21 protein-coding genes are annotated in these 24664 nt (G+C 60.7%); 5 read left to right on the forward strand and 16 right to left on the reverse strand.

Going from position 1 to position 24664, the window contains the following annotated elements:
- Window positions 1-3: 3 nt before the first annotated feature.
- Window positions 4-1503, reverse strand: a complete 1500-nt coding sequence (locus FHX05_RS22390; protein ID WP_183874634.1) for an aldehyde dehydrogenase — start codon at window positions 1501-1503, stop codon at window positions 4-6.
- Window position 1504: 1 nt separating this feature from the next.
- Complete coding sequence (locus FHX05_RS22395; protein WP_183874636.1) at window positions 1505-2650, reverse strand: iron-containing alcohol dehydrogenase; 1146 nt, start codon at window positions 2648-2650, stop codon at window positions 1505-1507.
- A 118-nt stretch (window positions 2651-2768) separates the two neighbouring features.
- Here FHX05_RS22395 and FHX05_RS22400 point away from each other — a divergent pair, with 118 nt between their 5' ends.
- Complete coding sequence (locus FHX05_RS22400) at window positions 2769-3671, forward strand: LysR substrate-binding domain-containing protein (RefSeq protein ID WP_183874638.1); 903 nt, start codon at window positions 2769-2771, stop codon at window positions 3669-3671.
- A gap of 236 nt (window positions 3672-3907) precedes the next feature.
- A complete protein-coding gene (locus FHX05_RS22405) occupies window positions 3908-4477 on the forward strand; it encodes a type II secretion system protein GspG (RefSeq protein WP_183874640.1) in 570 nt (189 codons plus the stop codon).
- An 89-nt stretch (window positions 4478-4566) separates the two neighbouring features.
- Here FHX05_RS22405 and FHX05_RS22410 read toward each other — a convergent pair whose 3' ends face one another.
- The 8 genes from FHX05_RS22410 to FHX05_RS22445 form a co-directional block, all read right to left on the reverse strand.
- Window positions 4567-4974, reverse strand: a complete 408-nt coding sequence (locus tag FHX05_RS22410; protein WP_095436050.1) for a F0F1 ATP synthase subunit epsilon — start codon at window positions 4972-4974, stop codon at window positions 4567-4569.
- 77 nt (window positions 4975-5051) lie between these two features.
- Window positions 5052-6482 carry a F0F1 ATP synthase subunit beta gene (atpD, locus tag FHX05_RS22415; protein ID WP_112336386.1) on the reverse strand — a complete coding sequence of 477 codons (1431 nt, stop codon included), beginning with the start codon at window positions 6480-6482 and terminating at the stop codon, window positions 5052-5054.
- Between the two features lie 23 nt (window positions 6483-6505).
- Window positions 6506-7390: a F0F1 ATP synthase subunit gamma gene (locus tag FHX05_RS22420; RefSeq protein WP_112336385.1), complete on the reverse strand. Its 885-nt coding sequence runs from the start codon at window positions 7388-7390 to the stop codon at window positions 6506-6508.
- 29 nt (window positions 7391-7419) lie between these two features.
- Window positions 7420-8949, reverse strand: coding sequence for a F0F1 ATP synthase subunit alpha (gene atpA, locus FHX05_RS22425; protein ID WP_183714906.1), 1530 nt, complete (start codon window positions 8947-8949; stop codon window positions 7420-7422).
- Window positions 8949-9515, reverse strand: a complete 567-nt coding sequence (locus FHX05_RS22430) for a F0F1 ATP synthase subunit delta (RefSeq protein ID WP_112607791.1) — start codon at window positions 9513-9515, stop codon at window positions 8949-8951. The genes atpA and FHX05_RS22430 overlap by 1 nt, the downstream gene beginning before the upstream one ends.
- A gap of 262 nt (window positions 9516-9777) precedes the next feature.
- A complete protein-coding gene (locus FHX05_RS22435) occupies window positions 9778-10161 on the reverse strand; it encodes a DUF4345 domain-containing protein (RefSeq protein WP_112607793.1) in 384 nt (127 codons plus the stop codon).
- Between the two features lie 110 nt (window positions 10162-10271).
- Window positions 10272-12503: a primosomal protein N' gene (locus FHX05_RS22440; protein WP_183874642.1), complete on the reverse strand. Its 2232-nt coding sequence runs from the start codon at window positions 12501-12503 to the stop codon at window positions 10272-10274.
- 212 nt (window positions 12504-12715) lie between these two features.
- Entirely contained in the window at window positions 12716-13141 is a 426-nt protein-coding gene (locus FHX05_RS22445) for a helix-turn-helix domain-containing protein (RefSeq protein ID WP_112413870.1), read from the reverse strand.
- 102 nt (window positions 13142-13243) lie between these two features.
- Here FHX05_RS22445 and FHX05_RS22450 point away from each other — a divergent pair, with 102 nt between their 5' ends.
- Window positions 13244-14182 (forward strand): aromatic alcohol reductase, encoded by a 939-nt coding sequence (locus FHX05_RS22450; RefSeq protein WP_183874644.1) that lies wholly within the window; start codon window positions 13244-13246, stop codon window positions 14180-14182.
- Between the two features lie 224 nt (window positions 14183-14406).
- Here the strand turns inward: FHX05_RS22450 and FHX05_RS22455 are convergent, their stop codons facing one another.
- Window positions 14407-15543, reverse strand: coding sequence for an AAA family ATPase (locus FHX05_RS22455; protein ID WP_183874646.1), 1137 nt, complete (start codon window positions 15541-15543; stop codon window positions 14407-14409).
- A gap of 26 nt (window positions 15544-15569) precedes the next feature.
- On the reverse strand, window positions 15570-16514 hold the full coding sequence (locus FHX05_RS22460) for a 1-acyl-sn-glycerol-3-phosphate acyltransferase (RefSeq protein WP_183874649.1): 945 nt from the start codon (window positions 16512-16514) through the stop codon (window positions 15570-15572).
- A gap of 246 nt (window positions 16515-16760) precedes the next feature.
- Between FHX05_RS22460 and FHX05_RS22465 the strand changes: the two genes are divergently transcribed.
- A complete protein-coding gene (locus FHX05_RS22465) occupies window positions 16761-17696 on the forward strand; it encodes a tyrosine recombinase XerC (RefSeq protein WP_183874926.1) in 936 nt (311 codons plus the stop codon).
- 130 nt (window positions 17697-17826) lie between these two features.
- Window positions 17827-19008, forward strand: a complete 1182-nt coding sequence (locus FHX05_RS22470; RefSeq protein ID WP_246699049.1) for a TraB/GumN family protein — start codon at window positions 17827-17829, stop codon at window positions 19006-19008.
- Here the strand turns inward: FHX05_RS22470 and FHX05_RS22475 are convergent.
- The 4 genes from FHX05_RS22475 to FHX05_RS22490 form a co-directional block, all read right to left on the reverse strand.
- The gene (locus FHX05_RS22475) at window positions 18986-19498 is read right to left on the reverse strand and encodes a DUF2867 domain-containing protein (RefSeq protein WP_183874651.1); all 513 of its coding nucleotides are present in this window, start codon (window positions 19496-19498) and stop codon (window positions 18986-18988) included. The genes FHX05_RS22470 and FHX05_RS22475 overlap by 23 nt on opposite strands.
- Before the next feature lie 101 nt (window positions 19499-19599).
- Window positions 19600-22461 (reverse strand): M16 family metallopeptidase, encoded by a 2862-nt coding sequence (locus FHX05_RS22480; RefSeq protein ID WP_183874653.1) that lies wholly within the window; start codon window positions 22459-22461, stop codon window positions 19600-19602.
- A gap of 112 nt (window positions 22462-22573) precedes the next feature.
- Window positions 22574-23980, reverse strand: coding sequence for a dihydrolipoyl dehydrogenase (lpdA, locus tag FHX05_RS22485; protein WP_112412633.1), 1407 nt, complete (start codon window positions 23978-23980; stop codon window positions 22574-22576).
- A gap of 28 nt (window positions 23981-24008) precedes the next feature.
- Entirely contained in the window at window positions 24009-24647 is a 639-nt protein-coding gene (locus FHX05_RS22490; RefSeq protein WP_183874655.1) for a LysE family transporter, read from the reverse strand.
- Window positions 24648-24664: the final 17 nt, after the last annotated feature.

Here is a 24664-nt window from a genome sequence, read left to right on the forward strand (position 1 = left end):
CCCTCAGCCGAACTGCTGCCAGATCGTCTTGTAATCGCAGTATTTATCGATCGCATGCACCGAGCGGTCGCGTCCGAAACCGGACTGCTTGAAGCCGCCGAACGGTGTCGCGAAGTTCGACATGTCGTAGGTGTTGATCCACACCGTACCCGCATGGATAGCCTCGGAGAAACGATGAGCGCGATCCATGTCCTTGGTAAAGACGGCTCCGGCAAGCCCGTAGATCGTATCGTTGGCGATCTTCAGCGCCTCCTCTTCGGTATCGAAGGGAATGGCGGCCAGCACCGGACCAAAGATTTCCTGCCGCGCCAGGCTCATATCGTTGGTCATGTCGACGAAGACACCCGGCGAGACATAATAGCCGCCGGTTTCGCTCAAGACGCGCTCGGCGCCGAAGGCACGGCGCGCGCCTTCCTTTTCGCCGGCCGCGATCATCGCCAGCACCTTGTTCATGTGCTCTTCCTCGATCAGCGCGCCGATCTGCGCTGCGGGGTCGAGCGGATGCTTGAGCGCGATGTCGGAGCGGGTGACAGCCTCGATCTTCTCGATCAGTCTGTCCTGCACCGAACGCTGCACGATCAGACGTGTCGAGGCATGGCAGGTTTCGCCGGAATTGTAGAAACAGCCCCAGGCGGCAGCGACGGCCGCCGCATCGAGATCGGCGTCTTCAAACACGACCAGCGGCGACTTGCCGCCAAGCTCCAGCGCCACGCGCTTGACGTTCGATTGCGCCGCATAGCCCATGATCAGCTTGCCGACCTCGGTCGAGCCGGTAAAGGCGATCATGTCGACATCCATGTGCAGCGCCAACGGCTTCCCGGTCTCCTCGCCATAACCCGTGACGACGTTGAAGACGCCTGCCGGCAGGCCGGCTTCGATCGCGAGTTCGGCAAGCCGGATCGCCGAAAGCGAGGATTGTTCCGCCGGCTTCAGCACGACGGAATTGCCAGCCGCGATCGCAGGCCCGAGCTTCCAGGCGTCGATGATCATCGGATAGTTCCAGGGCGTGATCGCCCCGATGACGCCAAGCGGCACCTTGCGCACCAAGGCACGCGCATTCGGGCCGGTCGGCGCAATCTCGTCATACATCTTGTCGATCATCTCGCCGTAGAACTGGATACCTTCGGCGCAGAGACGCACATCGACGCCGAGCGACGCCATGACCGGCTTGCCGACATCGATCGTCTCAAGCATAGCCAGCTCATCGCCATTGGCGCGGATGAGATCGGCCCATTTCAGCATGATCTTCTTCTGTTCGAGCGGCTCCTTCTTGCGCCAGACGCCATTTTCGAAGGCAGCGCGGGCGGAGGCGACGGCAGCGTCGATGTCCGCCGCATTGCCACGGGCAAGCTCAGCGCCTGGCTTTCCATCCATCGGCCGGATGCGGATGAAGGTCTCGCCCGATGCGGCGGCACGGTGGGCGCCGTCGATGAAGTGACGACCTTCGGACTTGAGGCCGGAGAGGACGCTTTCCCAATAGTCGCGCGTGTAATTCTTGGTCATCTTAAATTCCTTTCGGCAGCGCCATGACGGCGGCAGCAAAGCGGTCGATGTCAGCATCCGTCACGTCGCGGATCGTAGAGCGCCGCATGGGCTGGTTTTCGGTCGCCCGCATCTCGCGGGCGAGATCGGAGGCATCGAAAGGTTTGAAGGCAGCCGGCAGCGCGCGCACGATACCGCAGCGGTCCATCCAGTTGGAAACGAAAGCGGGAAGTTCAGCAGCGCTGGCGAGGCCGCAAGCCTTGGCCGCAGCATTCAGATCTGCCGTATCCGCCTCAACCAGCCACGGAAGCGTCACTTCGAAGCCGAGAGCGGTCGCAAGCCCATGATGGACAGGACCGAGGCCCGCCAGTGCATGGCTGATATTGTGAGCGATCGCCGTGCCGCAATTGTCGATCGCAATACCGCCAAAGCAGGAGCCAAGCAATACGTCGCCGCGCGCGGTGATATCGTTGGGTTGCTTGACGGCCGTCTCCAGAGCGCCGGTGATCAGCCGCAGCGCTTGATGCGCATAAAATTGCGCGCCGCGATGCGTGTTGCGATTCGTCGCTGCCTCGAAGGCGTGGATGAAAGCATCGAAACCGCACCATGCGGTAAGGTTAGCGGGTAAGGTCTTCGTCAGCGCGGGATCGAGAATGACGAGATCGGCCTTTGTTTCCGGCCCCCAGATCCAGAGCTTCTTGCCCTCAGGCCCGGCAAAGATATTCGTGGCCGATGTTTCCGATCCCGTGCCGGCCGTGGTCGGGATCATGATCTTCTTCAGCGGGTTCTTCGGCAGCGGGTTAGCGGCCAGCGCATAATGCATCGGATCCTCGCCGGAGGCGATGCAGCAGGCGACGATCTTGCCTATATCGAGGGCCGAGCCGCCGCCGATGCCGATCACCATATCCGCCCCTTGCCCAGCTTCGATCGCTGCATGCAGATGCGCAAGCTTCGGCTCGCCGGCAAAATCGGAATAGACCTGCGTGTTCACGCCTGCTTCGGCAAGCTCGGAGCTGACCCTGGCGGCAAGGCCGGACTGCGCCAGGAAGGCATCGATGACAAGCAGAACGGCGCCGACGCCGTCGAAGGATTTGACCGCAGCGGGAAGGCCGGAGAGCGCACCCTCGCCGAAACGAATGTCTGGGATGGCGGAAATGGAGAAGGACACGCGGAGATCCCCTTGGAAAAGCGGCTGAAAATCTTGTCATAATCCTGCATCACAATTTCAGATCTTCAAATCCGGCGAATTATCGGGAATATTGATGATCTGAAGTTATGGAGAGGCGATGCTAGAGAAAATACCGCTGGAGGCCTTCCGCGTGTTTGATGCGGCCGCGCGCGCCATGAACTTCTCCCGCGCCGGCCGGGAGCTCAATATCACCCAGGCCGCCGTCAGCCGCCGCATCAAGGGGCTTGAGGATCATCTCGGCGCGACGCTCTTTACCCGCCGAGGCCGCAATCTGGCGCTGACGCCGGATGGCGAGCGGCTGTTTCAGCGCGTCCGTGCCACGCTGGAATATCTGGAGGAGAGCCTGGAACCCTTTCGCGCCGGCACGGGCGAAATCATCTCGATCGCCGCAAGCGGCTCGATCTCGCATCTCTGGCTCGGGCAGCGGCTCAGGGATTTCGGCAAGGAGAGCCCCGGCATCTCCGTGCGCCTGCTGACGACGGACGTGCATTCCGAACTTGCCTCGGAGAACCACGATCTCATCATCATCTATTCCACCGGCGAGCATCCGCGCTGGAGCCTGACGCCACTCTTGAACGAGGTGCTGGTCCCGGTTGCCTCGCCGGATTACCTGGCAGCCCGCGGTCTCAACCCGCAGGCGCTAACGGCGGTCGATATCGCCGGGCTCGATCTCATCGACTACGAACGCGCCAACGCCCATTGGATCAGCTTCCGCCAATGGTTCGGCCGCATCGGAGACCCCTTGAAGGGCAAGCCGCCGCGACCTCGCCTGTCCTTCTCCACCTATATCATGGCGGTGGAAGCAGCGCTCCGGGGCGAAGGCATAGCGCTCGGCAGCCTCGGCCTCATCGAGGAATACCTGCAATCCGGCGCGCTCGTCACCATCGGCAACGATCGCGTCGAGAGCGGCTTCGGATATTATCTTGGCGCACCGCGCTTTCGCTCGCTCTCTCCCGAGGCGGCTCAGTTGCATCGGTTTCTGTTGGCGGAAAATCGCTAGAATCTAGATCGTGAGTTTGTCGGAGAATCGCAAACATGGAAGTCGTTCGCGACTGTAACCGGTTCACATCAAAATGCCGTTCCGTTATTTCCTATGTATATTGCAAGCGGTCTCAATCTGGCTCATACAATCCAGGTTGGGCGTTACTTCTGGTGTAACAAGCAAAAGCTAATCTTCCGGTAGGTTCGCGAGAAGAGCCGAACATCGTTATTGCTGCGCTGGCGCGAGGCATTTTCATGATAGACAGTCAGCAGCGACTTGGCGCTGCGCCATATGTCATTGCTGGATTTTCATTCTTTCCGCTCCTTGGCGTACCCTTTGGTATCACAGCTATTCTTTGGGGATTGCTAACCAGAAAGAAAGGGGGACGACTGTTAGCGACGCTTGGAACGTTCGGAATACTTGTCACCGTCGTCATTTATGGAGGTCTCTATTATAAGGGGTTCGTCGAGCACGGCGGCATTGCCGATGATCTGAAGAAGCGACTCGCATCGCAGACACTCAACGCCTTGGTTCCGGCCATAGAGTTATACCGGCTGCAGCATGGATCTTATCCAAGCTCTTTGGAGGAGCTGCAAAAGGCAGCAGGACAAAACAATGTAATTTTCGTGGCCGACCCCTTCCAGCTCGGTACGCTGCCAAACCAGAAGCTCTTCTACTATCAGCGCACAGGTGCCAATCACTATTATCTTCGCAGTGTCGGGCCTGACGGCATCCCGTTCACAACCGATGACATTGTGCCTGATATTCTCAATCCTGCTGGCAACTTAGGGCTGCTCATCGACAAAACTCAGCAGCCCTTTTGAGTGCATGGTATTTCAAATGAGAGCATACGGATAACAAAAAAGCGGCCCACAGGACCGCTTTCATCTCACTTATCAATGTTTGGATCGCATCAATCCTGCGGGATCGAGCCACGCAGATGCGAGAGTTCCATGATGAAGTGCTCCAGGCGCGACTTGTGCTCATGATGCTCGGCATCTTCGAGCTCGGCCTTGGCGGCATTGATGCGGCGGTCCAGCTCGTCGCGGCTCATGTCCTCGACCGGAACGGCGGATTCGGCGAGCAGCGTGCAACCGGTCGGCAGGATGTCGGCGAAGCCGCCGAAAACGACGTAGTCCTGCTTCTTGCCCGAAGCGGAATGCACCTTGACGACGCCCGGCTTGATGGTGGTCATGGTCGGCGCATGGTTCGCCATGACGGTCATCTCGCCTTCGCTGGCGGGGATGACGACATCGATGACCTGTTCCGACAGCAGCAGGCGCTCCGGAGAAACCAGTTCGAAATTGAAATTGTCAGCCATGACCCGTCACTTCTCGATTGTCTTATTCGCAAGGCAAGGGCGCGCGGGCAAAGCCGCGCGCCGATGGATTGGCCTGATTAGGCAGCCAGCTTCTTGGCCTTTTCGATCGCTTCTTCGATCGAGCCGACCATGTAGAAGGCAGCTTCCGGCAGGTGGTCGTATTCGCCGTTGACGAGGCCCTTGAAGCCCTTGATCGTGTCTTCGAGAGCGACGAGCTTGCCCGGCGAACCGGTGAAGACTTCTGCGACGAAGAACGGCTGCGACAGGAAGCGCTCGATCTTGCGGGCGCGGGCAACAGCCAGCTTGTCGTCTTCGGACAATTCGTCCATGCCCAGGATGGCGATGATGTCCTGCAGGGCCTTGTAGCGCTGCAGCGTCGACTGGACCTTACGGGCAACTTCGTAGTGCTCTTCGCCGACGACCATCGGGTCGAGCATGCGCGAGGTGGAGTCGAGCGGGTCGACGGCCGGGTAGATGCCCTTTTCGGCGATCGAGCGCGACAGAACGGTGGTTGCGTCCAGGTGGGCGAACGAGGTTGCCGGTGCCGGGTCGGTCAAGTCGTCGGCCGGAACGTAAATGGCCTGAACCGAGGTTATCGAGCCGGTCGTCGTCGTGGTGATGCGTTCCTGCATCTGGCCCATGTCGGTTGCGAGCGTCGGCTGATAACCCACCGCCGAAGGAATACGGCCGAGCAGAGCCGACACTTCCGAACCAGCCTGCGTGAAGCGGAAGATGTTGTCGACGAAGAACAGAACGTCCTGGCCTTCATCGCGGAAGTTCTCAGCAACAGTCAGACCGGTCAGAGCGACGCGAGCGCGCGCGCCCGGCGGTTCGTTCATCTGGCCGTACACGAGCGCAGCCTTGGAGCCTTCGCCGCCGCCATGCTTGTTGACGCCCGATTCGATCATTTCGTGGTAGAGGTCGTTGCCTTCGCGGGTGCGTTCACCCACGCCTGCGAATACCGAGTAACCACCGTGCGCCTTGGCGACGTTGTTGATCAGCTCCATGATGAGAACGGTCTTGCCGACGCCGGCGCCGCCGAACAGGCCGATCTTACCGCCCTTTGCGTAAGGAGCGAGGAGATCGACGACCTTGATGCCGGTGACGAGGATCTGAGATTCCGTGGACTGCTCGACGTAGGACGGAGCATCCTGGTGGATGGCGCGCTTCTTGGAGGTGTTCAGCGGACCTGCTTCGTCGACGGGCTCGCCGATGACGTTCATGATACGGCCGAGCGTCTCATGTCCGACCGGAACCGAGATCGGTGCACCGGTGTCGTTGACACGCTGTCCACGAACCAGGCCTTCGGTCGAGTCCATGGCGATGGTGCGAACGGAATTTTCGCCGAGGTGCTGTGCGACTTCGAGAACCAGACGATTACCGTTATTGTCGGTTTCAAGCGCGTTCAGGATCGCCGGGAGCTCGCCGTCGAAAGCAACGTCCACAACGGCGCCGATAACCTGAGTAACCTTACCGACAGAACCTGCGGGGGTAGCTGCGTCAGCCATTTTCTTACCCTCTTTCCCTAACCTCAGAGCGCTTCCGCGCCCGAAATGATTTCAATCAATTCCTTGGTGATCTGTGCCTGACGCTGACGGTTGTAGTTCAGCGTCAGCTTGTTGATCATCTCACCAGCGTTGCGCGTCGCATTGTCCATCGCACTCATCTTGGCGCCCATCTCGCCGGCGACGTTTTCGAGCAACGCGCGGAAGATCTGGACGGAGATGTTGCGCGGGATCAGGTCCGCGAGGATCGAAGCCGCATCCGGCTCGTATTCGTAGACGGCACCCTTGTGGGCTGCGTCTTGTTCGACGACGGCCGGAGCCGAAGCCGGGATGAGCTGCTGTGCCGTCGGCACCTGGCTGATCACCGACTTGAATTCGGAGTAGAACAGCGTGCAAACGTCGAATTCGCCGGCTTCGAACATATCGATGATACGCTTGCCGATGGCGTCGGCATTGTCGAAGCCGATGCGCTTGACGTCGCGCAGTTCCTTGCGCTCGACGATCAGCGATGCATATTCGCGGCGAAGGACGTCATAGCCCTTCTTGCCGACGGTGAAGATCTTCACCGTCTTGCCTTCGGCCAGAAGCTTGCGGGCATGGTCGCGGGCGAAGCGCGAAATCTGCGAATTGAAGCCGCCGCAAAGGCCACGCTCGGCCGTGCAAACGACGAGCAGATGCACATCGCTCTTGCCGGTTCCGGTCATCAGCAGCGGCGCACCGTCAGCATCGCTGACGGCAGCCGAGATATTGGCCAGAACAGCGGCCATGCGCTGCGAATAAGGCCGGGCGGCCTCGGCCGCCTCCTGCGCACGCCGAAGCTTCGCCGCGGCGACCATTTTCATCGCCTTGGTGATCTTCTGCGTCGCCTTGACGGAGGCGATCCGGTTTTTCAGATCCTTGAGTGAAGGCATCCTTGGTCCGTCCTAGAGCTTGGGCCCGATTACGCGAAAGACTTGGCGAAGCTGTCGAGAGCAGCGGTGAGCTTACCCTTCGTCGCGTCGCTGATGGCCTTTTCGGTACGGATGGCGTCGAGGATTTCCTTGCCTTCCGAGCGGAGGTAGGACAGCAGGCCCTGCTCGAACTTGCCGACCTGAGCAACAGGCAGCTTGTCGAGGTAGCCGTTGACGCCGGCGAAGATCACCGCAACCTGCTCTTCCGTCTTCAGCGGCGAGAATTGCGGCTGCTTCAGGAGCTCGGTCAGGCGGGCACCGCGGTTCAGCAGGCGCTGCGTTGCCGCATCGAGGTCGGAACCGAACTGGGCGAAGGCGGCCATTTCGCGATACTGGGCGAGTTCGCCCTTGATCGAGCCGGCAACCTGCTTCATCGCCTTGATCTGAGCGGACGAACCGACGCGCGAAACCGAGAGACCGACGTTAACGGCCGGACGGATACCCTGATAGAACAGGTCGGTTTCGAGGAAGATCTGGCCGTCGGTGATCGAGATCACGTTGGTCGGAATGAAGGCCGAAACGTCGTTACCCTGCGTTTCGATGACCGGGAGAGCGGTGAGCGAGCCAGCGCCCTTCTCGTCGTTCATCTTTGCGGCGCGCTCAAGGAGACGCGAGTGCAGGTAGAAAACGTCGCCCGGATAGGCTTCGCGGCCCGGCGGGCGGCGCAGCAGCAGCGACATCTGACGGTAAGCAACGGCCTGCTTGGACAGGTCGTCATAGCCGATCAGCGCGTGCTGGGCGTTGTCACGGAAGTATTCGCCCATGGCGCAACCGGCAAACGGAGCGAGGAACTGCATCGGAGCCGGGTCGGAAGCGGTCGCGGCAACGATGATCGAATACTTCAGCGCGCCGCGCTCTTCGAGCACCTTGACGAACTGGGCAACGGTCGAACGCTTCTGGCCGACGGCGACGTAGACGCAGTACAGCTTTTCGCTGTCCGGGCCGGCATCGTGGATGGCCTTCTGGTTCAGGATCGTGTCGAGAATGATGGCGGTCTTGCCGGTCTGGCGGTCGCCGATGACGAGCTCGCGCTGGCCGCGGCCAACCGGGATCAGAGCGTCGATGGCCTTGAGGCCGGTCGACATCGGCTCATGAACCGACTTGCGCGGAATGATACCCGGAGCCTTGACGTCGACGCGCGAACGGCGGGTCGCATTGATCGGGCCCTTGCCGTCGATCGGATTGCCGAGCGCGTCGACAACGCGGCCGAGCAGTTCCGGACCGACCGGAACGTCAACGATCGCGCCCGTGCGCTTGACGGTGTCGCCTTCCTTGATGTCGCGGTCGGAGCCGAAGATAACCACGCCGACATTGTCGGCTTCGAGGTTCAGGGCCATGCCGCGGATACCGCCGGGGAATTCGACCATTTCGCCGGCCTGGACGTTGTCCAGACCGTAGACGCGGGCGATACCGTCACCGACGGAGAGAACCTGGCCGACTTCGGAGACTTCAGCTTCCTTGCCGAAGTTTTTGATCTGATCTTTCAGAATTGCGGAAATTTCCGCGGCGCGGATATCCATCAGCCGACCTCTTTCAATGCAAGCTTAAGGGTGGAGAGTTTGGTGCGAAGGGACGTATCGATCTGACGCGAACCGACCTTGACGATCAGGCCGCCAAGGATCGACGGATCGACGGTGACGACAATCGTCACGTCCTTGCCGGTGACGCCCTTCAGCGCCGCCTTCAATTCATCTTCCTGCGCCGGAGTCAGCGCATGGGCCGAGGTGACCTCGGCGGAAATCTCGCCGCGATGCTGGGCGGCGATGATGCGGAAAGCCTTGATCATGCCCGGCAGCGCAAAAAGGCGCCGATTGCTGGCCACAAGCTTCAGAAAATTGGTGACGTAAGCGCCGAAGCCGGCCTTCGTTGCCAGCGCCTGGATCGCGCCGACCTGCTCTTCAGCCGAAAAGACCGGGCTGAGGACGAAGCGCTTCAGATCTTCGCTTTCGTCGAGCATGGCTTGGAACCGATCGAGATCGGCGGCCACTGCCGGTACGGCACCCTCTTCAAGAGCCAATTCGAACAGCGACGAGGCATATCGTTCTGCGACACCAGAAACATGCTGGGATGTGTCTGCCACGGGCACAAAATTCCCTGATTTCAACCCAAGAACCAAACTTCCGAGTGACGGAAGCGATATGCCCTTGAATTCGTTTTGATTTCCCCCAGAAATCAGCAGGAGCGCGCTCCTGCCTCATCCGAAATTCGGGGTTCGTCTAACATAGGATATTGAGACTCGCAACACGCGTATTCGACGAATACGCCATTCGGGCGAATTTATGATGGCAAAATTCGAAAAGCATGGGGATAGCGCAGGCAAAAATGGCCGCGCCGGAGCCGTTTTCGGGTCAAATATAGCCAAGACCATAGAGAAAAGGTAGCGCAGCAAGAATCGCCTGCACAACCAGAAGAAGAAGACTTAGAAATATACTGCCACGATCGGACATAAGCGACAGAATGCGACCGAACGCCGCGACGCCGAAGGCGGCACCGAGCGCGAGATAGATCATCGGCTGCGCCAGCAGGATTGCCACCAAACCGAAACCCACCATGAAGCCGCCGGCCGAGCGAGCCTCGGCATAGGCTTCCGAACGGCCTTCCTTCACCTGCAGCTTGAGGAAGCGATAGGTGTAACCCGGCGCGAACATCAGGAAAAGGCCGATCAGCGCCGTAATGGCAGCCGAACAGTAGGCAAGCCGCTCGCCGAATTCGGTCGGAAAATAAAGCTCCATCGATCGCCCTCAAAATCAGCCGCGCACAAATCAGGTCAAGTGAGACGGCCGACTTATGGCATGATCCGCATTACAAGGGAAAGGTGCGGCCAGGATATCTGCCGCGCCAATCACAGAAAGCTTTGCGGATCGATATCGAGCTGCACCTGCACGGAGCCGCGCTCCTTTGGGGATTGCGCCAGCATGGCTCGCAGAAAGCCTTGCATGTCGGAATTCCGCCTGCCGTGCACGAGCAGACGGAAACGATGGCGGCCGCGCACCAGCGCGATCGGCGCTTCGGCCGGACCCAGTACCGATATGCCCGAGACCTGCGGCGCCGCATTGCGCATGCCGCGGGCATGGGTTTCGGCATCCTGCCTGCTGTCGGCCGAGACGATGATCGAGGCAAGCCGGCCGAAGGGCGGCAAGATGGCCCTCTCCCGCTCCGAGATCTCGCGCTCGTAAAAGGCACTGGCGTCGCCGGATACGATCGCCTGCATGACGGGATGCTGCGGCTGGTAGGTCTGCAGCAGTCCGTGGCTCTTCAAGCCAGTTCGGCCGGCGCGTCCTGTCACCTGCGACAGGAGCTGGAATGTCCGCTCGGCAGCGCGCGGATCGCCATTCGCCAGGCCAAGATCCGCATCGACGATACCGACCAGCGTCATCAGCGGGAAATTATGCCCCTTGGCGACGAGCTGCGTACCGATGACGATGTCAGCCTCGCCCTTGGCGATGGCCTCCAGCTCCAGCCGCAAGCGCTTGACGCCGCCCATGATGTCCGAGGAGAGCACGATCGTCCGCGCCTCGGGGAAATGCCGCTCCACCTCCTCTGCAATGCGCTCGACGCCCGGCCCGCAGGCGACGAGGTGGTCGAGCGTGCCGCATTCGGGGCAGGCCTCCGGCGTGCGCTCGGCATAGCCGCATTGATGACATTGGATCTGGTTGCGGAAACGGTGCTCCACCAGCCAGCTCGAACATTGAGGGCATTGAAACCGGTGGCCGCAGACCCGGCAGAGCGTCAGCGGCGCATAGCCGCGCCTATTGAGGAACAAGAGCGCCTGCTCGCCCTTGGCAACCGTCTTGCCGATCGCGCGGATCATGACCGGCGAAAGAAAGCCGCCGCGCTCGGGCGCATGCCGGCGCATATCGATCAGATGCAGATCCGGAAGCGCCGCATCGCCGAAGCGAGTCGGCAGATGGATTGTCGTGTAGCGCCCGCTCTGGCCGTTAACCTGGCTCTCGACCGAAGGCGTCGCCGACACCAGCACGACGGGAAAATCACCGATGCGGCCGCGCACCACGGCCATATCGCGCGCATTATAATAAACGCGATCCTCCTGCTTGTAGGCGGGATCATGCTCTTCATCGACGATGATCAGCCCGAGATCCTCGAAGGGCAGGAAGAGCGCCGAACGCGCCCCGGCCACGACCCGAACCTCGCCGGTCACAGCCTGACGCCAGACCTTTTCCCGCATCTTCGGCGCGAGATCGGAATGCCATTCGGCCGGCTTGGCGCCGAAGCGATCCTGAAAGCGTTCCAGGAAGCTGGCCGTCAATGCGATCTCCGGCAGCAGGATCAACACTTGTTTGCCGCGCCGGAGCGTTTCAGCAATGGCCTCGAAATAGACCTCCGTCTTGCCGGAACCGGTGACACCGTCGATCAGCGAAACCGCGAACTCGCCCTTGCGCACGTCGGCCAGGATTTCGTCGGCCGCATCCTTTTGCGGCCCCTGCAGCCGCGACGCGGTGAATTCCGGATCAGGCTTGGCGACGACAGGCGGCGGCGGCAGGAAGATGGTTTCGAAAATGCCCTGCGAGATCAATCCGTCGACGACGCTGGTGGACACACCCGCCGCATGCGCAAGGCCAAGCCGTGTCCACGAAAGCCCATCGGCGGCGATCTCCATCACCTTGGCGCGAGCCGGCGTCATCCGTTCCGGCTGGCCGCCGATAAAGCGCAAGCCCTCGATCATCGGCTCGGGATCAAAGGCAGCCGGCGCTCGAAGCGCCATGCGCGCCACAAGCCCCGGCGGCGAGAGCGTATAGGCGGCAACCCAATCGATGAAATCGCGCATGTGCTTACCGAGCGGCGGGCAATCGAACACATGGCTGATCGGCCGAAGCTTCTTCGGATCGACACCACCGTCATCCTCGCCATCCCAGACGACGCCGATGACCTGGCGTGGCCCAAGCGGCACCTGCACGACCGAACCCGGTTCCACCGCCATGCCCTCAGGCACGGCATAGGAATAGGCCCGCGGCGCCGGCATCGGCACGAGAACGGGCACGGTACGGCTCATCACAGGCTTTGCGGGCGCCGCCTCGAAAAGCGCACCGAACAGATCGGAAGAATCTTTGCTCATTGCGCCAGACCATGCCCCGGACGGACGCAAAAGAAAACCCGGGAGCAGCGCACGATGGCTCGCAAAATGCGGATGGCTTGCGGCTGTCGGAAATATTCGTCCTTTGCGACAGCGTCATCAATGATCGCTATCGGCCCAGCGGACCCGGTGCGTCCTAACCGCAGATAATCATGGATCATGAGGCAAGCTGCCCGTAGCGGCCTACGAGCCCGTTAAAAAGTCTGCCATGATGGTTTCTCATGCGGTCGCGCGTCATATTCCTCACGCGATTTTCGAAACTGATCCGAGTTTTCAACGACCCATGTCCAAAGCGGGATCATGCGGATCAGGAGCCCCATTCCCAACTCGGTAAGCTCGTATTCCACGCGTGGCGGCATCTCCACCAGGTCATGGCGTGTGACCAGCCCATCTCTCTCAAGTTGTCGTAGCGTGCGTGTCAGCATCCTCTGGGTAACACCATGCATTCTTCGTCCGATATCCGCATGGCGCAGTCTACCATAGACGCCCAAGGTATGGATGACGCCCAGCGACCATCTATTCCCTGCATGGGTCAGAACTTCGCGTCTTACCCCGTCATCATCCTCGCGAAGACCATCGCAGACCGCTTGAGAATAGCTCAGGATTTCGTCTCTCGTCATCTTTCTGCCCTACGGTATCACGCGTGTACCTTCTTACGATCCTTTCTGAGAGATGCCATTTACCCGTTCCCACGAACGGTGAGAGTAGAAAGGATTTCCAAAATGAACTCCACGCAAACAACAGAAGGACAGTCGATCCTGGTCATTGGTGCCGGAGAGCTTGGTATGCCTGTACTACGCGATCTGGCGCGTAAGGCCAAGGATCATTCGGGTACAGCCGTCAGCGTCCTCTTGCGGGCGGCGACCGTTGAGTCGACCGACCCGGCAAAGCAGCGTGATGTCTCCGAGATACGCGAACTGGGGATCGAGATCGTCCCTGGCGACATCCTTAGCGCAACAATAAGTGAACTCGCAGCGATCTTCGCACGTTTTGATACCGTGATCGGTTGTGCGGGCTTTTCCGCTGGTCAAAACACACCAATGAAACTTGCGAAAGCTGCACTTGAAGCGAACCTGAAGCGCTATTTTCCGTGGCAGTTTGGCGTCGACTTCGACGTCATCGGTCGTGGCAGCCCGCAGGACCTGTTCGATGCCCAGATCGACGTGCGTGACCTTCTGCGCGCGCAAGACAAGACCGACTGGGTGGTGATCTCTACGGGAATGTTCACCAGCTTCTTATTTGAACCGATCTTCGAGGTCGTCGATCTCGAAAAGAACGTCGTCAACGCGCTGGGCAGCCTGGATACGGAAGTTACGCTGACGACTCCTGACGATATTGGTGCGTTGACCGCCGAGGTGGTCTTCGCTCGGCCAATGATCCGCAACGAGATTGTCTATCTTGCTGGCGACAGCGTGACCTACGGCCAGGTTGCCGACACACTTCAGACCGTGCTTGGGCGGCCGTTTACGAAAGCGGAATGGACAGTGCCTCAGCTCAAGTCGGAACTTGCACAGGACCCAGATAACCATATCAAGAAATATCGGGCGGTCTTTGCCGAGGGCAAAGGCGTGGCATGGCCGAAGCGCGGCAGCTTCAATGAGCGACATGGCATAAAGGTTACGACCGCTGAAGAGTGGATCAGAGAAAACCTTCGCTCCTAAGAGCAATTCCAGGAAAAGTGCGCAGCGGTTTTCCGTCCGGAATTGCGAGACAATAAAGAGATGGAGCGGCTCAGAGATTCCGTGAAAAGTGAACCGCTCTAGAACGATGCGGCCCGGCGAGGTATATGACCACGCCGGGCTGTTCATATGAATATGCCGTCGCCGCTTGCCGATATGATCGCTGCGGACGCATAAGTTTGGAAGGGGACGAAATCGGATCGCCGCTATTCATCCTCATCATCAATCTCGCCGGTTAGCCGCATGCCGTCGATCCAGGTGGAGCCATCCTCACGGATCACCCGGCGCGGCCGGGCGCCGCAGCGCTCGCGAACGGCCTCCGCCAGACGTTCTGAATGGGTGACGATCCAGATCTGGCTGGTCTTTGCGGCCTCAGCAATCATGTCTGCCAGCGGCGGCAGCATATCCGGATGCAGGCTCGCCTCCGGCTCGTTCAGCGCGATCAGCGGCGGCAGGCGGTAGGACATCAAGGCGGCGGCGAGACCGAGGAACCGGATCTGGCCATCGGAAAGCTCGCGCGGCTGGAAAACACGGTTGGGAAACTCGGGCAGCATCAGGCCGAAATCCGCCGTTTCCTGTGGCTCCGGCACCACGAGCCGGGCACCGCCGAGCGCTGCGGCAAGAACCCGGTCCAGCTCGACGGTATCTTCGCGCGTATGGACAAGGGTCGCGAAAACGGCGGCGATGTTGGCGCCGTCCTCATCCAGCATAGGAGAGGTGACGGCAAGGCAAGGCGCGCGCAGCGGCGAGCCGCGATCGGTGCGGAAGCCGTGGTAGAATCGCCAGGCATCGATGGCGCGCCGAAAAGTGCCGATCTCCGGAAAATGACCGGCATCACTCAAAAGCGCGATCGCCGTTTCGGAGGTCAGGGCGTTTTCGGGATGCGCCTGCATGCGACCGCTCTCGCCGCGCACGGAAATGCCTGGTCCCTTGCGCTTCATCATCGTCACCGGCCGCCGCCCGGTCTCGACGGAAAGCTCCTCGGCCTTGACTTGCGGCTCCAACGGAAATCCGGCGGAGGCACAGGGTGGTCGCATGCCCGCTTCGATCCAGTAGCGAAAGGTCGCCGCCCGTTCCATATCGAGCAGCTCGACATCGAAGCGGATGCGGGCGGACTCATGCGAACGCCGCTTGCCCGACCACATAGCCGAGAACATGCCGCCTTCACTGGAAATCTCATGCGCCAGCCTGCCGCGAACGGCAGCCTGCACGAGTTGCAGAGAGCGATAGAGATTGGACTTGCCCACCCCATTCTCGCCGATGAACAGATTGACATCGGAAAGATCCATGCGGATCGAGCGCAGGGAGCGATAATTCCGGGCAAACATCGAGCGAAGCTGCATGCCCGAGGGTTTAGCCGATTCCTATATTAAAGAGAATGCGAAAGCAGGGTCTCATCCTCGTTCGGAGGAACAAGCGGCGCGAAGGTTGCATTGCCATCAGCCGCAAGGTCGAAGACGGTGTGCCTCTCCAGTGCCTTCGTCACTTCGTTGACGTCGCCGTCCAGATGCTCGACCGGGATGAGATTGCCGACGAGGAAATCAAACCGGTCGCCGCGCTTGTTGAGCAGCTCGTGGAAGACCGTCATGTCGCGCAGCTCGGTCGACCATTTGGCGAACCAGTAGAACAGGCCGGAATTGCGGGCCGTCAGATGCACCGGCAGGATCGGCAGATTGTATTTGCGCGCCAAGCCCACGGCCGAGGTCTTCCATGGACGCTCGTTCAGCTTGCCGTTCCCCCAGTAGGCGATGCGGCCGGACGGAAAGAGCACCGTCACCTTGCCATCGGCAACGGCGCGGTTGGTCAGCTGCAGCGTCTCGCGCGTCTTTAGCTTGCTCTTATATTCCTCGCGCCACTCCACCGGAATGATCATTTCGGCGAAGCGCGGGTTGACCCGCACCGCATCGCGATTGGCAAAGATCATCATGTCCGGCCGGCGCGACTTCAGAAGATCGAAGACGGCGACGCCGTCGGCAATGCCTGTGGGATGATTGCTGACGAGAATGAAGCCGCCCTTAGCCGGAATGCGGTCGGCATGGGTGACGCCGATATCGAGCCGCAGCAGATCGCTCATATATTCGAAGCACTGGAAGCCCGAAAGCTTGGCGACATCATCGGCGAATTCGATTGCCTTGTTGTAGCGCAGCAGCGTGTAGAGAAAGGGGCGCATGAGTGGCCAGAGCGGGTTTCGGACGATCTTCTGCCCGCGCTCTGCGATCAACGTATCGACGATATGTCCTGGCTGTCCCTGGGACACCAAAGCGATTGCTTCCGCAATCTGCCCGAGTGCAGTTATCGAACCGCGGCGTGCCATGAAGTATCCTGAATGGTTGGGATATATTCTATCGCAATCGAATATGATCGAAGCATGACAAGCGCCTCGCATATGGAAGGTGAACCATCCGAGATCCGGACCGAGCCATATGCAGTTTCATTGAAGTCCAGATGCGCCCCGCGGCACGAAGGGAAAACGCACCGGAAGCAGCGGGAAAATTAGCGATTCCATAACCTTCCTTCCTTCAAAGTGGCAGATGCGATCTGAATTTCAAGGGGTTTTCCACTGAACGAATTGCTTGTTATCGCCGACTCCAGGTTGATGGCGGAACGCAACCGCTGGCTCGAAGCACTTGGCCAGGAGCGGCGGCTCGCCGCCCATACGCTGAATGCCTATGAACGCGATACGCGGCAATTCCTGACCTTCCTCACCGGCCATCTCGGCGGTCCGGCGACGATCGAGGATATTCATGCGCTCCGCCCCGCCGATTTTCGCGCGTTCCTTGCCGCCCGCCGCAAGGACGGCGCGGGCGCGCGTTCGCTCGGGCGCAATCTTGCCGGGCTTCGCTCGCTCTTGCGCTATCTCGAAAAGAAGGGCCTAGTGAATGCCGCGGGGGCTGCCGCCGTGCGCTCGCCGAAACAGCCGAAATCGCTTCCGAAGCCGCTTTCCGACAAGCAGGCGATTACCGTCGTCAGTGACGAGGCGCAGCTGCACGAGGAACCCTGGATCGCCGCGCGCGATGCCGCCGTGCTGACCTTGCTCTATGGCTGCGGGCTACGCATTTCCGAGGCGCTGGATCTGAAGCCGCAGGATTTTCCGCCGGGCGCAACCTCGCTGCGCATTACCGGTAAGGGCAACAAGACCCGGCTGGTGCCGCTGCTGCTGATCGTCACGCAAGCGGTCGATCAATATCGCAAGCTCTGTCCCTATCATCTCGAAGCCGATGACGCCCTCTTTCGCGGCGCGCGCGGCGGCAAGCTGCAGCCGGGCATCATCCAGCACGGCATGCAAAAACTGCGCAGCGCCTTCGGGCTGCCGGATACGGCAACACCGCACGCACTTCGCCATTCGTTTGCGACCCATCTCCTGGCCGGCGGCGGTGATCTGCGCACCATTCAGGAACTGCTCGGTCACGCCAGCCTTTCGACGACGCAGGTCTATACCGGCGTCGATTCCTCACGCCTGCTCGAGGTCTACGACCGCGCCCACCCGCGCGCATAAGGAAAGATTAACCTCTCGCGTTAAGGGAATTTCCGTCTCGTTCGCGTAAAGCAGGACCATGTCTCGGCATGCCCCCTGAAAACCGCTTTCGGGCGTTAGCGGTCATGCTCTCTGCGAACGGAAGATTTTGATGATTTCTGCCCTTGCGTCCAAGACGATGCGGTCGATGAAGCCGACGCTCGGCGATATACTGCTTTGGCTTGCCACTGCCGTTCCTCTCGCGTTGGCGATCCTTCTGATCGCAACCATGCTGGCGCTGCAGCCTGCCCATGCCAACCAGACGGCGTCTGATAGCGGTGGCGACAAGAATCCTTTGGCGCATCTCAAGAAGGACGACGTTGGCAAAATCGCAGCCCTACTTGCCAGTGAGACAGCTTCCGACAGCTGCGGCGGCAAGGATCTCATGGCCGAACTTCAAAAGAATGATCCGGCAAAATACGCCTCCATCATCGCCGCTGGCGACAAGGTGGAGAACGGCAAGGGTATCTTCTGGAAGATCGAAAAGCCCGGCTTGAAGCCATCATGGCTGCTCGGCACCATGCATGTCTCGGATACACGCGTGCTCACCATGCCCAAGGGCGCTGCAGACGCCGTTGCATCAGCCGATACGATCGTTGTCGAATCGGATGAGATCCTCGACGACAAGAAAGCCGCAGCTGCCCTCTTCGCCAATCCTTCGCTCACCATGCTCACCGACGGCTCGACCATCAGCCAGCACCTGTCGCCCGAAGACAACGCCCGGCTGGAAGCTGGTCTGAAACAGCGCGGCATTGCGCTCGCTGCTGTCTCCCGCATGCAGCCCTGGCTGATCTCGAGCTCCTTCGAGATGACGGGCTGCGAGGTTCGTCGCAAGACGGCCGGCGCGAAATTCCTTGACCAAAAATTGGCGAGCGACGCCGCCGCCGAGGGTAAGAAGGTCGTCGGTCTCGAAACGCTGGCCGAGCAAGCCAAGGCCATGAGTGATCTGCCGGTGGCGCTGCATCTGAAGTCACTGATGCAGACGCTCGAACTGGGCGACAAGATCAACGACGTCAACGAAACGATGACGGAGCTCTATATCGCCGGCAATATCGGCGCGATGATTCCGATGCTGAAGGTGATCGAACCGGACCAGAAGATCACCGACGACGACACGGCCGCCTTCGAGCAGCGCATCATCCTCGACCGCAACAAGGTCATGGCCGAGCGTGCCGCCCCCGTTCTCGACAAGGGCAATGCTTTCATCGCAGTCGGTGCGCTTCACCTCGTCGGCGACAAGGGTCTCGTGGCGCTGCTGCGCAAGCAGGGCTTTACAGTGACGGCGATGAACTGATCGCTCGCATCCGCTTACCCAAATTGGCAAGCATCGTTGCGACGATCAACCGGTGGAATGGCGTAATGATTGCGAGATAGATCCGGCCAAGCAATATGTTCCGCCGGACAAGCGTCGTCGCATCGACCAGCCGACGCCCCTGATCGTCGTTCCGAACGTCGATGACGACCCGAAAATCGAGATGCCGATCGTCGAACCCGAGTACGACCTGATTGTCGGACTTGCTGACGACGGGAAAGAAGCCGATCTTCTCCCACTCCTCCGCCCGAAGGTCGCTGCTGGATCTCAAACCGAACAAGCCGGTTACCACATCGCGCACCCGTATCAGCAGCCGCACCCAAAACGGAAAGCGGCTGAGCATCGTTCGGGCGGCGGCAATCGCCGTCAGATCCGAGTTCGGAATCTTCAGTTGGTAGCAGTCAGCCCAATCGGCATCCGGCAACGCCGGATGCGGCATAAGGGGCTTCACCATTAAAGGCCTTGCAGACATGGCTTCATCCGTCTTTATTCGACGTCCGCAGGCTACCACACATTGCGACGCCACCCGATCGGCAAATGCCGGCTGCGGCAATTTGGCCGGCAGATAATGGATTAGCGCACGGCCGATCCATCCGCCGGCAATATCTTCAGCCGCCAGGATGTGCCCGGCTTCAGATAGGTCGCGGCAATGGCGCGGACATCCTCGGCGGTCACAGCCTCGTAGCCGCTGATGCTCCTGCGAATACGGTCGAGGCGCCGGGGATCGGCCTGGGCATCGCGAAGGTTCTGGACCCAATAGCCGTTGGTCTGCTGCGAGCGCTTCACCGCCTCGATGATCGGAACCTTGGCCCGCGTCAGTTCATCGGGCGAAACGTCTCCATTGCCGAGATCGGCGGCTATCTTGTCCACCAGCTCGAAGAAATGATCCACCTTGGCGGGCGTGGTCTCGACATAAAGATAGGCAAAACCATAGCCAGGTATCGATCTCGATAGATCGACTTCGCCCTGAGGGCTGTAGGTGGCGCCCTCAGCGATGCGGAACTGGTCGACCACGCGGTTCTGCAGGATCGCGCCGGCGACATTGGCCGCGGCCGCTCGCGGCAGATCGGAAAGGAAATCGCCGATCGGCATGGCGACGGCGGCGCCGGCGCTGTCGCTGCGCCCGTCATGAAGCCGAACGACCGAATCGATCGTCGGCGCGGGAAAATGCACACCGGAACCGTTGCTCAGTTTCTCTCCGTCGCTGCGAACCGGCAAGGCGCCGAAAGTTTGCGCCGTCAAGCGAATGGCATCATCGACCCCGACGTCGCCGGCGATGATAACTTCAATCTGCCCCTTCGAAAGAGCGGGCTGCAGGAGGCTTTCGAAATCTTCCGGCTTGGTATCCGTCAGTTGTGTCCGGTCCGGGAACGTCCAGCGCGGATCACCGGAATGCAAGAGGCCGGAAAGATCGCGCCCGACCACGCTGCCCGGCGTCGCCTGAAGCTGGGGAAGCATGTTCAGATAGGCTTGCTGGACGCGTTTGAAGACATCGGGGCGATAGGCCGGATCGGAGACATAGGCGGTCAGCAGCTGCAATTGCGTCTGCAGGTCGCGCGGCTGCGTGGCGCCTTCGAACTTGAAGGCGGCATCCTGAATGGCGAAATCGATGCTCACGACCTTCGCGGCAAAGACCTTCTGGATATCGTCATAGCTGATGGCTTTCAGGCCGGATAGCGGCAGCGCCGGCGCCGCCCAGATCGGCAGCGCGCGATCATTGGGCAGATCCAGCCGACCGTGGCCGACTTCGGCGTGCACCAAAACCTCATCGGCACGATACTTCGTCGGCTTGACGGTCAGGCGAACGCCATTGGCGAAACGCACCATGGTCACGCCGAGATCATCGATCGTACGGCGCTCGACGACATCGCCCGGCTTGCCGAAATCGGTATAGGGCCATGCGACCGAAGCCGTCTGTTCCGGCGCCTTTACCGCCACGGCGCGCGAATCGGCATAGGCCTTCTCGATAGCGGCATCGCCGCCCTCGGGCATTTGCGGGATCTGCAGCACCAGCTGCGGACCATTGCCGGCAAAGACGCGCTGAAGGGCCTGGTTGACCTCCTCTGCACGCAGGTCTTTCATCGCGGCATCAAATAGCGCCAGATCGTCCGCAGGCGAGGTGAAGACCATATTTTCACCGACGCTCCAGCTGAGCGAACCGGCAATATCCGGGCTCGCGCGCGTCCCAGCTCCGTTCGCGGCAGCCTGGAGCGTGGAGCGATACTCGGCAATTTCGCGGTCGATCTCGCTTTGGTCGGCACCAAACTGCGCTATGCGGCGTTGTTCCTGATCGATGGCCGCCAGGGCGGCCTGCCACTTCGCAGGATCGCTATCGGCGGCAATCATCGCGACATGGGCTGATTTCAGCAGATCCTGCGCACCGGCCTGCGCGCTGACGAAGGGCGGATTGGGCTGCTGCGCCAGAACGGACAGGCGCCGGTTGAGAACGGCCAGGCCGATATCCTCGACCAGCTGCGCGCGGCGCTTGGCCACCAAGTCGGGCGAAGCGTCGTAAGTGCGCGTCCAGGCAAGCTGCACACGGGTTGCACCACCCTGCACAATGACCGTGCCGACGCGCTCGCCATGGCTTTTGAGAGTGCCGAGGTCAGGGTCTGATGGTGCAGGTGCGGCGGCGGTCCAATTGCCGAAGCGCGTGCGGATATCGGCTTCGATGGCGGCCGCATCGATATCGCCGACGACGATCAGGCTGGCGCGATCGGGGCGATAATAGGTGCGATAGAAGTCCCGCAGCAGATCGACCGGGGCGTTGCTGATGATATCGGTCTTGCCGATCGGCGGGCGCTGCGGCACGCGCTGCCCTGGCAGCAGTTGAGCGAGGAGACCAGTCCCGCCACGATATTGCGGCGTGTCGCGCAGTTTCTCTTCCGAAAGGATGACGCCGCGCTCGCGGTCGAAGGCGCCGGCATCGAGCGTCAGCTCGCTCGCCGTCTCGCGCATCAGCATCAGGCCGGTCGAAACCGTCTCCGGTTTGGCTTCCGGCAAATCCAGCGCATAAACAGTTTCGCCGTAGCTCGTCGACGCATTGGTATCCGCGCCGAAAGCCAGGCCAAGACGCTGAAGGGTGCGCACCATCTCGCCTTCGGGAACATGCGTCGAACCTTTGAAGGCCATGTGCTCGAGGAAATGCGCCAGACCTTGCTGGTCATCACGCTCCTGCAACGAGCCGGCACCGATACGGAAGCGGATCGCCACCTGCCCGGCCGGGGTCGCATTGTGCATGACGGCATAGCGCATACCGTTCGGCAGGGTCCCAAAGCGGATTCCCTGCTCCACCGGGAGATCGCTTGCCGCCTGAGGCCAGCTGGCGACGGGCGTTTCCGCATGGGCGGGGGCCGCAACGGTAACGAGGAGTGCGAGCGTTGTCGCAACGAAAAGTTTCAGGGATAGACGACCGGCTGGGTTTTGACGTGACATGCTTGCTTTGTTGGTGAAAACGATTGGACGATGCGATGCACGGGAGCCCGTACATCGCATCATCGGGCAAGCATTGCAATCCCGGCGTTTGTCTCGCCGGGACGGTTCGATCTTACATATGGATCGGCTTGAAGAAGGTCGCGAGTGCTGCTTCCTTCACGGCTTCCGACATTGTCGGATGCGCATGGCAGGTGCGGCCGAGATCTTCCGACGAACCGCCGAATTCCATCAGCACGGCGATCTCGTGGATCATCTCGCCGGCGCCGAAGCCGACGATATGGCCGCCGAGAACGCGGTCCGTTTCCTTGTCGGCGAGGATCTTCACGAAACCGTCCGTTGCCAGCATGGCGCGGGCGCGGCCGTTGGCGGAGAACGGGAACTTGCCGACCTTATAGGCGATGCCTGCGGCCTTCAGCTCTTCCTCAGTCTTGCCGACGGAGGCGACTTCCGGCTGCGTATAGACGACGCTTGGAATGACATCGTAATTGACGTGACCAGCCTGGCCCGCGAGGATCTCGGCAAGCGCCACGCCCTCGTCTTCCGCCTTGTGCGCGAGCATCGGCCCTTTCACCACGTCACCGATGGCATAGATGCCGGCAACATTGGTCTTGAAGTGACCGTCGATCTCGACGCGGCCGCGATTGTCAAGCGTAACGCCAGCTTCTTCGAGGCCGAGGCCTGCCGTGTACGGCTTGCGGCCCGTGGCAACGAGAACGACATCGGCATCGAGCACGACCTTGTCGCCGCCCTTGACCGGCTCGAAGGTAACCTTCGCGCCATTGCCGGACTTTTCGACGCCGACAACCTTGGCGCCGAGATGGAATTCGATGCCCTGCTTGGCGAGCATACGCTGGAACTGCTTGGAGACTTCGCCGTCCATGCCGCCGAGGATGGTGTCGAGATATTCGACGACGGTGACCTTGGCGCCGAGGCGCGACCAGACCGAGCCGAGCTCGAGGCCGATGACGCCGCCGCCGACCACGATCATCTTGCCCGGCACCTTGTCGAGCGCGATGCCGCCGGTCGAGGAGATGATGACCTTCTCGTCGATTTCGAGCGGCACGCCCGGGATGCCTGCAACGTCGGAACCGGTGGCGATGACGATGTTCTTGCCTTCGATCTCGGTGACCTTACCGTCATCGGCCGTGACGGAAACCTTGCCGGCGGCAACGATCTTGCCGGTGCCCTGGAAGGCATCGATCTTGTTCTTCTTGAAAAGGAAGGCGACGCCGTCGACGTTCGACTTCACGGTCGCGTCCTTGTGCGCCAGCATCTTTTCGAGATTGAGCTTCGGTGCTGCGACTTCAACGCCGAGCGCATCCATGCCATGACCGGCATGATGGAACACTTCGGAAGCGTGCAGCAGCGCCTTGGACGGGATGCAGCCGACGTTGAGGCAGGTGCCGCCATAGGTCGCGCGCTTTTCGACGACTGCGACCTTCAGGCCGAGCTGCGCTGCCTTGACTGCGCAGACATAGCCGCCGGGGCCGGTTCCGATAATGATTACATCGTAGGACATGCCTTAATTTCCTTGTTTAGTATCTTTGTTAGTCGGTCGCCCGTGCCAAGGCGAGGCGGATGCCGAAGCCGACGAGCGCCGCTCCGGTGATGCGGTTGAACCATTTGCCCGACGCGATGAAACGATCGCGCACCGGCTTGACGGTGAAGAAGGTGGAAACGCCGGCAAACCAGGCGACAAGCGCCCCCGCCATGCCGATGCCGTAGCTGAATTGGATGAGCGCCGGCGTATCGTGATGAACGAGCGTCGAAAACAGCGACAGGAAGAACAGCACCGGCTTCGGGTTGAGCGCATTGGTGACGAAGCCCGTCGCCAGGCAGCGCCACACGGAAACCGGCTTGCGGTCTTCCTCGGTGATCTCGACATCCTTCACCTGGAAGCCTGCCTGACGGAAGGACTTGACACCGAGATAGACGAGATAGAGAACGCCGGCCCATTTGATCATGCTGAACAAGACAAGCGACTGCGAGACGACCAGCCCGAGGCCGAGAATGGTGTAGCTGATGTGAAAGAGCAGCGAGAAGCCCATGCCGAGCCCGGTCATCATGGCGGCGCGGCGGCCATGCACGATGCTCTGGCGCAGGATCACGGCGAAATCGGCGCCGGGCACGACGATAAAGATCGAGAACACTGCCATCAGGCCGAGGAATTCGAGAATATATTGCATCTATCGACCCTTTCCGA

The sequence above is a fragment of the Rhizobium sp. BK491 genome, from assembly GCF_014194925.1.
Lineage (GTDB): Bacteria > Pseudomonadota > Alphaproteobacteria > Rhizobiales > Rhizobiaceae > Rhizobium.